The organism is Blastomonas sp. UPD001 (genome assembly GCF_003426715.1).
Taxonomy (GTDB): Bacteria; Pseudomonadota; Alphaproteobacteria; order Sphingomonadales; family Sphingomonadaceae; genus Blastomonas.
This window is the reverse complement of record NZ_QKVT01000101.1, coordinates 1-9,412: the sequence shown is the minus strand read 5'-3', so window position 1 is coordinate 9,412 and position 9,412 is coordinate 1. Positions and strand designations below refer to the sequence as shown.

The 9,412-nt window shown below is 65.0% G+C and carries 9 protein-coding genes; 1 reads left to right on the top strand and 8 read right to left on the bottom strand.

Features of this window, described 5'->3' with window-relative positions; translation table 11 throughout:
• From DM995_RS19190 to ilvD, 6 genes are all read right to left on the bottom strand, one after another.
• Positions 1-429 (bottom strand): NAD(P)H-binding protein (locus DM995_RS19190; protein ID WP_116970712.1); only part of this gene is annotated, 429 nt, incomplete at its 3' end.
• A 46-nt stretch (positions 430-475) separates the two neighbouring features.
• Positions 476-1,252 (bottom strand): DUF4386 family protein, encoded by a 777-nt coding sequence (locus DM995_RS19185; RefSeq protein WP_286164977.1) that lies wholly within the window; start codon positions 1,250-1,252, stop codon positions 476-478.
• A 402-nt stretch (positions 1,253-1,654) separates the two neighbouring features.
• A complete protein-coding gene (locus DM995_RS19180; protein ID WP_116970710.1) occupies positions 1,655-2,968 on the bottom strand; it encodes a bifunctional folylpolyglutamate synthase/dihydrofolate synthase in 1,314 nt (437 codons plus the stop codon).
• A gap of 148 nt (positions 2,969-3,116) precedes the next feature.
• The gene (locus tag DM995_RS19175) at positions 3,117-4,001 is read right to left on the bottom strand and encodes a DUF6671 family protein (RefSeq protein WP_116970709.1); all 885 of its coding nucleotides are present in this window, start codon (positions 3,999-4,001) and stop codon (positions 3,117-3,119) included.
• A complete protein-coding gene (gene pyrC, locus DM995_RS19170) occupies positions 3,988-5,091 on the bottom strand; it encodes a dihydroorotase (protein WP_116970713.1) in 1,104 nt (367 codons plus the stop codon). Before pyrC ends, DM995_RS19175 begins: the two co-directional genes overlap by 14 nt.
• Positions 5,078-6,841 carry a dihydroxy-acid dehydratase gene (ilvD, locus tag DM995_RS19165; RefSeq protein ID WP_116970708.1) on the bottom strand — a complete coding sequence of 588 codons (1,764 nt, stop codon included), beginning with the start codon at positions 6,839-6,841 and terminating at the stop codon, positions 5,078-5,080. The genes pyrC and ilvD overlap by 14 nt, the downstream gene beginning before the upstream one ends.
• Positions 6,842-7,349: 508 nt before the next feature.
• On the opposite strand from ilvD, the gene DM995_RS19160 reads away from it, so the two are divergent.
• Positions 7,350-8,107 (top strand): IS5 family transposase gene (locus DM995_RS19160; protein ID WP_116970707.1). Its coding sequence is split into 2 segments (ribosomal slippage): positions 7,350-7,683 and positions 7,683-8,107, totalling 759 coding nucleotides; the frame shifts between segments, so codons are not numbered across the junction.
• Here DM995_RS19160 and DM995_RS19155 read toward each other — a convergent pair.
• Positions 8,108-8,530 carry a tellurite resistance TerB family protein gene (locus DM995_RS19155; RefSeq protein WP_157973351.1) on the bottom strand — a complete coding sequence of 141 codons (423 nt, stop codon included), beginning with the start codon at positions 8,528-8,530 and terminating at the stop codon, positions 8,108-8,110.
• A 265-nt stretch (positions 8,531-8,795) separates the two neighbouring features.
• On the bottom strand, positions 8,796-9,412 hold a 617-nt coding region (locus tag DM995_RS19150), incomplete at its 5' end, for a TerC family protein (RefSeq protein ID WP_502696625.1).

Genomic DNA, 9,412 nt, shown 5'->3' with positions numbered 1-9,412 from the left:
GTGGGCCTCGATCAGTTGCCGGCTGAGATCTGCACGAACCTTGCCCTTCCGCGTTGTCGCGATGAGCGGAAGGTTCTCATCCAGAGTCCCGGCAACGCCGTATCCGTAGAGGTTCTCGGCGGCCACGAGGACCGCGCCGGCACGCGCAGACCCTTCCAGAACGCTCGCCTGCAGCTTCGGAAACATCATGGACCAGCTCTGATAGGGCGGCGCGGCGCATTGATAGACCACGGTGGCCCCTGCGCAGGCCGATATGGCGTCCTCACGCCGCGAGACGTCGCCGACGTGAACCTCGACGCCTGCATGGCGGGCAGAACGAGAGGAGCGGGTGACGGTCCGAACCCGCGCGCCCTGCAGCAACAGCGAGCTGACGACGGCCTTGCCGACCGGACCCTGGCCGATCACGACATGCAGATCATGGCTGTTCATCAAAGTAGCTCCCGGTCCGCGCGATGGGGGTTCACCTGTGCCGTGATCAGGCTCGGCTTGATCGGACGGCCGCTCTCGCGTCGGATGAGATCCCAATGTTTTCCACTGAGCGTGCGCGCAGGTGCCAAATCGCAAGCGCCGCCGTCCAGAGCTGCCAGAAGATCCCCGAAAGCGTCAGCAGGATCGATGATTCCACCCCGATCACCGAGGGTAGCGTGGAGAGCAGACCTGCCGCCGCAATAAAACCGGCACAGCCGATGATGCGGGCGCCGCCGCCTAGCCTCAGCAGGGCGATCGAAACCAGGATGGTCCAGACGCCGGCGAAAAGGCCGACACCTAAAAGTTCACCAACCCCGCCAGCGAAGGCGTTGAAGGAAACGTAAACAACCTCAATCGCGGCTTTGGTGGCGCCGCTCGCGCCCGGATCGACATAGGCAACGGCGAGACCCGGCATCAGGAACAGCCAGCGGACGATACCAAACGCTTTCGCGACCCCGGCCAGAATTCCGAGCGCAACCGCAAAGTTTCCGAGCGCCCGCCCCATCGCCAATGTGCGGCCGAGTAAGATCGCCAAGGGAATCAGAATCAGTGCGTGCAGGAGGTAGCTCAGATAGCCCGCAAAGACCGGACCGGCCTGTTGAAGGATCAACGGCAGGATGATCGATGGCGGCTCCCCGAGCGACGCGGGCCAGTTGATTGACGGCATCAATATGAAGAAGGCGGCCCACATCAAGATGAATTGGGCGAGCAGGAGCACAGCTGCCGGGAGGTAGGGTGGCGCTTGGGGTTGATCCGATACTCCCGCTGACAGATCACGAGTCATGGGATTTGAAACACTGGCCATCCGGGTTTCTCCTTCTCGCGCAGGGGAGCGCAGGGGGATTGGGGTCGTTACGCGACGACTTACCCCCCGTTTATGGAGACCTCAGGCTCGGCTGCCATTGATGTCGGGTAAGATCGACGGTGTCCGTCCCACTGAACCCGGTTGTGAATCCCTAGCCCGCTGGTCGGAGCTGGACCTTCGGCCTTGCGCAGCCAACCGCGAGCTCTCCCGCCGACCCCCTCGCAAAGGCCTCTTCCGGTCCCGAACCTCAGCGAGACCTTCTACGCGGGCACCGAGAAGCGTCGCGTTTCGAATTATTGGCTTGGAGTTGCCCATCCGGGCGGCGAACGGAAAGGATGCCGTGGCTTCCGCTCGAATGCACCCTGCGGCAACGTCAGCCTTTCATTTTGGCCAGGTTTCTAAGTCCAGCGCCAAGACCTCGCCAGCGAGATACAGCGAACCGCAAATGACCACATGCGGCGGCGGCCCATCGCCAGAAAGCGCCGCATCGAGAGCCGATGAGACATCCGGCCGAACCTCCGCGCCAAGCCCTGTACGCCGAGCCACGTCCAAAAGGACCGCGGGATCGGCCGCCCCGCTTGCATCAAAGTCCACGAGCAACAGCTTTAGGGGACGGATCGGACACAACGCCGCGAAGATGCCTTCAAGGTCCTTGTTGGCGAGGACGCCGAGGATGACTGCCAATGGCCGCCCGTCCCTCGCTCTGAGGTCGCGCAACGATCGCGCCAGCGATTCGAACGCGTGCGGATTGTGGGCGCCGTCGAGCCAGAGATCGGCGCCTCGCGCTGACGCTCGTGCGGCCAGCGGACCCGCCGTCAAGCGCTGCATCCGGGCAGGCCACGAGGCGCGTCTCAGTCCCTCGTTCACGGCTGCATCCGACAAGCCGAACTTGCGGGCCACGGCTACCGCGAGCCCCGCGTTGGCGACCTGATGCGCGCCCATCAAACGACCGTGGGGCAAGTCCATATTGCCGGCAGAGTCCTGGTAGCGGACGCGGTCCTGTTCCGTCCATGCATTAAAGTCGCGGCCAGCGAGCATCAGCGGCGCTCGTGCGCGCTCGGCCGCTTTCCTGATCACGACCAAGGCGCTTTCGACCTGGCGAGTGGAAACGCAGGGAACGCCGGGTTTTATGATGCCGGCCTTCTCCCCCGCGATCTCGGCGATCGTTTCGCCAAGAAACTCACAGTGGTCAAGGGCGACGGGCGCGATGGCCGTGATCGCCGGACGCTCTATGACGTTCGTTGCGTCATAACGCCCGCCCAGACCCACCTCGACAAGGCAGAGATCGGCGGGCGTCTCCGCGAACGCCAGCAACGCCGCCGCCGTCGTGATCTCGAAGAATGTGATCGGCTCACCCTCGTTCGCCGTTTCAATCCGCGCCACCACCTCGGCCAGATCGTCCTCGGAAATCAGTTCGCCCGCCAGCCGGATGCGCTCCGCAAAACGTACGAGGTGCGGTGAGGTATAGACATGCGTGCGTAAGCCGGCGGCCTCGGCGATGCCGCGCAGGAAGGCGATCGTCGACCCTTTGCCGTTGGTCCCCGCCACATGGATTACGGGCGGCAGCCGACGCTCAGGGCGCCCCAGTTTCGCGCAGAGACGCTTCATGCGAACGAGCGAGAAGTCGATCAGCTGCGGATGCAGCGCGCGCAGCCGCTCCAGCGCGGCGTCGTGAGCTCGCACACCGTGGATCACGAGGGGCGGTCCACCGGGAGCGGCGGTGCGATTGGCGATTCGGCGGGCCCCACCGAAGCCGGCGGGGTCCGCCCTTCGCGCCGCGCACGCCTCCGAGCAGCAGCACCCCGCGACGACGATCTCGAATCCGGGCGAGCGCCCCGCTTCCTCATGGATTGCACTCCGGGCAATATTGCGCCGGCGCACGGAGCAACCCATCAGACCGAGGCCGTTCCTCACGACACCCACACACCGAGCAACCATATTCCTCGGCGAGGACCATTTCGGTGGGCGCGCCGCAGTCCTCGCATTTCAGCCCGATCCGCGATCCCGTACGTCCGAAGCCGGGCGCGCCGCACGCAGGGCACGGTGTCGCGAGCCGTCGAGCGAGGCGATCCGCGAGCGCGGCGAGGCTTTTCATCCGCGTCGGATTGAGGTGCGCGCGCATGTCGGTCTCGAGACGCGCCCGGCCATCCGAGGATGCGGCAGCGGCGGCCGCGATCGCGAGCGCAAGGCCTTTCCGGTCGGTGAGGCCTTTAACGAGAGCCGCTGTCACCGAACCCTCATTCGCCCGCACGATCAGGGCGTGGCTCGGGAATCCCACCCGTTCGAGGAATGCCTCCAGCGCATCGCCTGGAGAAACGACGAGATGGCCGAAGTTGGTCGCGTCGGCGATCAGGCTTTCACTGACGACGATCCCCCTCTCGTCATCGACGAACACCAGGAGCTCCATGCCGGCCGCGAAGAACGGGATCGCTGGATGGGGCCCGAACGAGCCCTCGCTGGCGAGGCCGAGCGGTAATCCGGCGCCCTGCATGCCCAGCCTCGCCTTGCGCACCGCGACCTCGAGCATCGTCCCCTGCCGCGCGATTTCGCCCGAGAACGTCCCGAGCTGATCGGTATCGAGACCCGCCGCGGGTACGACGACAAGACCAAGGGTCGCGCTAAGGGCCGGCGCGATCGCTTCTTCCTTGCGATGCATGGTGGCGAGCACGGCGCTGCGACCTGCGTAAGGACGTGGTTCATAGATCGCGGTTCGCTCATGACGGCGCATCGATCGGTCCTCGATACGTCCAGGCCATGGACGCACCGGCCTGGAACGGAACGACTTGGTCGCCAGCAGCGGCGAAGACCGATGGCGCCCGCCATGGTGTCCGTTCAAGGACGATCGAGCCGGCGTTGAGCGGGAGGTCGTAGAAGCGCGCTCCATGCTCAGACGCGAAGGCTTCGAACCGGTCCAGCGCACCTTCCTCGTCAAACACCGTGGCGTAACTCTGCAGGGCGACCGGCGCGTTGAAGATGCCGGCGCAGCCGCAGGCGGACTCCTTGTCACGGACCGCGTGTGGCGCTGAATCGGTGCCGAGGAAGAACTTCGGATTTCCCGAGGTCGCCGCGCGTCGCAACGCCAGACGATGCCGCTCGCGTTTTGCGACCGGCAGGCAGTAGAGATGCGGTCTGATGCCGCCGGCGAACATCGCGTTGCGATTGATCATCAGATGGTGTGGCGTGATCGTGGCGCCGACGTTCGGCCCGGCGGCCTCGACGAAGGCCACGGCTTCGGCGGTGGTGATATGCTCGAAGACAATCTTGAGAGCGGGAAATCCTGCGACGACATTCGCAAGCACACGGTCGATGAAGACGGCTTCGCGGTCGAAAACATCGACGTCGTGGTCCGTGACTTCCCCGTGCAGCAGCAACGGCATCCCCAGGCGCTGCATGACGTCAAGGACGCCGAAGATGTGAGCCACGTCCGTCACGCCCTGCGCGGCGTTGGTGGTCGCATGCGCAGGATAGAGCTTGGCTGCGGTGAACACGCCGGACCTGAAGCCGCGCTCGATTTCCGCCGGGGCGATGTCGTCGGTCAGATAGGCCGTCATCAGCGGTGTGAAGGCAAGGCCAGGCGCGAGCGCCCCCTGGATCCGCGCACGATAGGCTTCCGCCGCGGCCACGGTGGTCACCGGCGGATCGAGGTTGGGCATGACGATCGCCCTGGCGAACTGACGGGCGGTCTCGTTGACGACGGCGGCGAGCATCCCGCCGTCACGGAGATGCACATGCCAATCATCGGGCTGGCGAAGGACTAAGCGGTGCGCGCTGGATGACTCCACTCTCTCGGCTGCGGCGCCTGGGTCAGATATCAGCATAGACGTGCTCTTCGGCGGCAGCGCCTGGATGGGTCACCGCGCCCTTGCCGGCGGAACCGACGGTCTGCGCGTAGCGCCACAGCGCTCCGGACTGGAAGGCATGCCGGCGCGGCTGCCACCGCTCGCGGCGCGCCGCCAACTCGGCGGGATCGATGCGGAGCGAGAGCGTCCCTCGCTCCGCATCGATCTCAATCACATCGCCGTCCTCGATCAATGCGATCGGGCCGCCGACCGCGGCTTCCGGTCCGACATGACCGACGCACAGGCCGCGCGTCGCGCCCGAGAAGCGGCCGTCGGTAATCAAGGCCACGTCCTCCCCCATGCCCTGGCCATAGATCGCCGAGGTGGTGGACAGCATCTCGCGCATGCCGGGTCCGCCACGCGGCCCCTCGTAGCGGATGACGAGCACCTCGCCCGCATGGTAGCGCCGCTGCATCACCGCTGCGAAGGCATCCTCCTCCCGGTCGAACACGCGCGCCGGACCGCTGAAGGCGAGCCTGCGCAGGCCCGCCACCTTCACGATTGCCCCTTCAGGCGCGAGATTTCCGGAAAGGCCGACGAGGCCGCCGGTCGGTGACAGCGGCCGCGTCGTCGGATGGACGACGTCCTGGTGGTCGGGCAAAAGCACGGATTCCAGATTCTCGGCCAGGGTGCGGCCCGTGACCGTCAGGCATTCGCCGTGCAGGAAGCCACCGTCGAGCAGCGCCTTCAGGACCACCGGCACGCCGCCGATCTCGTGCACGTCCTTGGCGAGATAGCGTCCACCGGGCTTCAGATCGGCGATCAACGGCGTGCGCCGAAACACCGCGGCGACATCGAAGATGTCGAAGGCGATGCCTGCCTCATGGGCCATCGCCGGCAGATGGAGCGCGGCGTTGGTCGATCCGCCTGTCGCGGCGACGACCGCGGCCGCATTCTCGAGCGCCTGGCGCGTGACGATGTCACGCGGGCGCAAGCCCCGTTTGAGCAGCGCCATCACCGCGCGACCCGACGCGTCGGCAAACCGGTCCCGGGACTCGTAAGGCGCCGGTGTGCTGGCCGAACCCGGCAGAGCGAGACCGATCGCCTCCGACACATAGGCCATGCTGTTGGCGGTATATTGGCCGCCGCATGACCCCGCCGATGGGCATGCCACCGTTTCGAGTTCGGCGAGGTCCGCATCGCTCATCGTTCCGGCGGCGTTGGCGCCGACCGCCTCGAACACGTCGAGCACCGTGACGTCTTTGCCGCGGAACCGTCCCGGCAGGATCGAGCCGCCGTAGAGGAATACCGAGGGCACGTTGAGGCGCAGCATCGCCATCATCAGCCCCGGCAGAGTCTTGTCGCACCCGGCCAGCCCCACCAGCGCGTCGTAGCAATGACCGCGCACGGAGAGTTCAACCGAGTCGGCGATCACCTCGCGGCTGACGAGCGAGGCCTTCATGCCGGCGTGCCCCATCGCAATGCCGTCGGTGACCGTAATGGTGGTGAACTCGCGCGGCGTGCCGCCGGCGGCCGCCACCCCCTTCTTCACCACCTGCGCCTGCCGAGACAGCGAGATGTTGCAGGGCGCCGCTTCATTCCAGGTCGTGACGACGCCGACGAAAGGTTGCGCGATCTCGCGGGCCGACAAGCCCATCGCGTACAGGAACGAGCGATGGGGTGCGCGCTCGGGGCCTACTGTCGTATGCCGGCTCGGCAGCCCCGACTTGCCCGGGTCCGATTGGACAGCCCGAGACTGCGTCGGCGCGGATTCGTCACGGTCATCCACGAAGCGCCTCCGCGACGTGCAACCCGATCTTCTGTCCTGCGATTTGCATGGGACCAGCCGCTCCGCTCTGCCGTTTCGAAACCGTCCTCCCTGTACGGTAGCGGTAGTGAGAGCTTTTAGTTACTTCAAATAACTCACGGTTTTGTTCTGTTTTATATAACAACCCGCCACCGAGCTTAAACGGCGCGACGCAAGCACGTCCGCACCGCCAAACCAACGCGCGCCCGGCGTTCCTCGCACTGCGACGGAAGCGATTCCTTCGTCGCAACAGCAACACCTTGCCGGGATCCGGATTCAGGGCAAACACTGACGGTCAACCCAGGCCGCTCACTTCCAAACGTCGGTGTGGATCCCGATCGAAGTCAGTTTGCGACCACCTCGTTTCAAGGCGCGTCGGCCAACCCAAAGTCCGCCGGTTCGAGCCCGAGAACTTCGCAGATCCGGCTAGGCTCTGGACCCATTGATTTGAGAGGCATGATCTGATTCAGGCTCCGCGAGGAGACTGAAGATGAGCGACCTGTACTGGCTGACGGACGAGCAGATGGCTCGGCTCCGGCCATATTTTCCCAAGAGCCACGGCAGGCCCCGGGTCGATGATCGGCGGGTGCTGAGCGGGATTATCTTCGTCAATCGCAACGGTTCGCGCTGGTGTGATGCGCCCAAGGAGTACGGTCCGCACAAGACGCTCTACAACCGATGGAAGCGTTGGGGCGAGATGGGCGTCTTCCTCCGCATGATGGAAGGGCTGGCCGCCGAGGGTGCCGATCCGAAGACGGTTATGATCGACGCGACCTACTTGAAGGCGCACCGCACGGCATCGAGCCTGCGGGTTAAAAAGGGGATCTCGGGCGGCTGATCGGCCGCACCAAAGGCGGGATGAACACCAAGCTTCATGCTGTCACCGACGCCAACGGCCGCCCGCTCAGTTTCTTCATGACCGCAGGCCAAATCAGCGATTACACCGGCGCTGCGGCGCTTCTCGACGACCTTCCCAAGGCGCAATGGCTGCTGGGTGACCGCGGCTACGACGCCGACTGGTTCAGGGATGCCCTTCAGCAGAAGGGGATCAAGCCCTGCATTCCTGGGCGGAAATCCCGTCTCGACCCCATCAAATACGACAAGCGTCGGTACAAACGCCGCAACCGCATCGAGATCATGTTCGGCCGCCTCAAGGACTGGCGCCGCGTCGCCACCCGCTACGATCGGTGCCCTACGGTCTTCTTCTCCGCTATCGCCCTCGCCGCCACCGTGATCTTCTGGCTCTGATCAATGAGTCCTGAGCCTAGCGGTCGCCCGTTCTTCGGAGTCGAACCCGCCATCGGCAGCGGCGATCGCGCAGCAGGCCTCGACGAGCAGTGCCGGATACCGCTGCGCGCCCTTGACGCGTGCGACCGCCTCGAACGCGGCCGCCTCGCCACCCTTCTGGTCCTTGGCGAACCGCTCGGTCAGAGTTTCGAACGTCGCGGTGACATCGTCTAGCCCGAACGCAGCGATCGGCTCAAATCCACGGATCAACCCGAGCATCCGGTCATGCTCCTCCGTCGTTACCCAGCCATCGGCGAAGGCGATCAGCGCACACCCCGCGACGATGCCTTCCATCAGATGTTCGTTCTGCGCCCGATGAACCTCGTCGCCGAAGTCTTCCCAGGAGCGTTTCGCAAAACCTCCAAGCGCGTGTCGATACGGCATGTAATCTCCTTTTCCTCGATGTTGCATGAAGCGCCGCCAACCGGCCGATCAGTCGAAGATGCGCGATCGCCGCTCGTTGCGCCGATAGTTGTCGTGACCATCGTCCCAAACGCGCCGACCTTCGAGACGAGCGGGCTCTCGGTTGGCGTGGCCGCTTCCGACGTCCGCTCCCGTTTGCGGGCCGGATCAGCGGCATCATCCTTCCGTGCGACCCCCAGCAGCTCTGCGAGCTGGCCGCGGTCGAGCCAGACGCCGCGGCACGGCATCAGAACTTGCCTTTCACGGCAGGGGCGGGATTGCGGGTCCGCCACAGCGAATAGACGATGCCGGCGGCGAGGATCGCGAAAGTGGCGCCGAGCGACCAGATGGCGGGAAATTTGTCGAGCCCGAGGAAATCGGCGACGAAGATCTTCGAGCCGATGAAGATCAGCAGCACGGCAAGCGCCTGCTTGAGGTAAGCGAAGCGGTGCAGAACGGCAGCAAGTGCAAAATAGAGCGCGCGAAGCCCCAGGATCGCGAAGATATTCGACGTGTACACAATGTAGGGATCGGTGGTGATCGCGAAGATCGCGGGCACTGAGTCCACCGCGAAAATCACGTCCGCGATCTCGATCAGGATCAGCGCGAGGAAGAGCGGCGTCATATAGCGCACCGGCCGCCCCGTCCTCGGGTCCGGCAGCTTCACCAGGAAGCGCTCACCGTGCAACTCCTCGGTCACGCGGAAGCGGCGGCGGATCAGCTTGAGGACCGGGTTCTTTGAGAGATCGGTCTCCTTGTCACCCAGCGCCAGCATCTTGATCCCGGTCAGGATAAGGAAGGCCGCAAAGACGTAGAGAACCCACGCAAACTCGGCGACCAGCGAGGCGCCGATGCCGATCATGA

Bases quoted from the DNA above. Each gene is read 5' to 3' on its own strand.
- DM995_RS19155 (WP_157973351.1), bottom strand. From the start codon at position 8,530: ATGCCGTATCGACACGCGCTTGGAGGTTTTGCGAAACGCTCCTGGGAA.
- DM995_RS19175 (WP_116970709.1), bottom strand. From the start codon at position 4,001: ATGCGCCGTCATGAGCGAACCGCGATCTATGAACCACGTCCTTACGCA.
- pyrC (WP_116970713.1), bottom strand. From the start codon at position 5,091: ATGCTGATATCTGACCCAGGCGCCGCAGCCGAGAGAGTGGAGTCATCC.
- DM995_RS19185 (WP_286164977.1), bottom strand. From the start codon at position 1,252: ATGACTCGTGATCTGTCAGCGGGAGTATCGGATCAACCCCAAGCGCCA.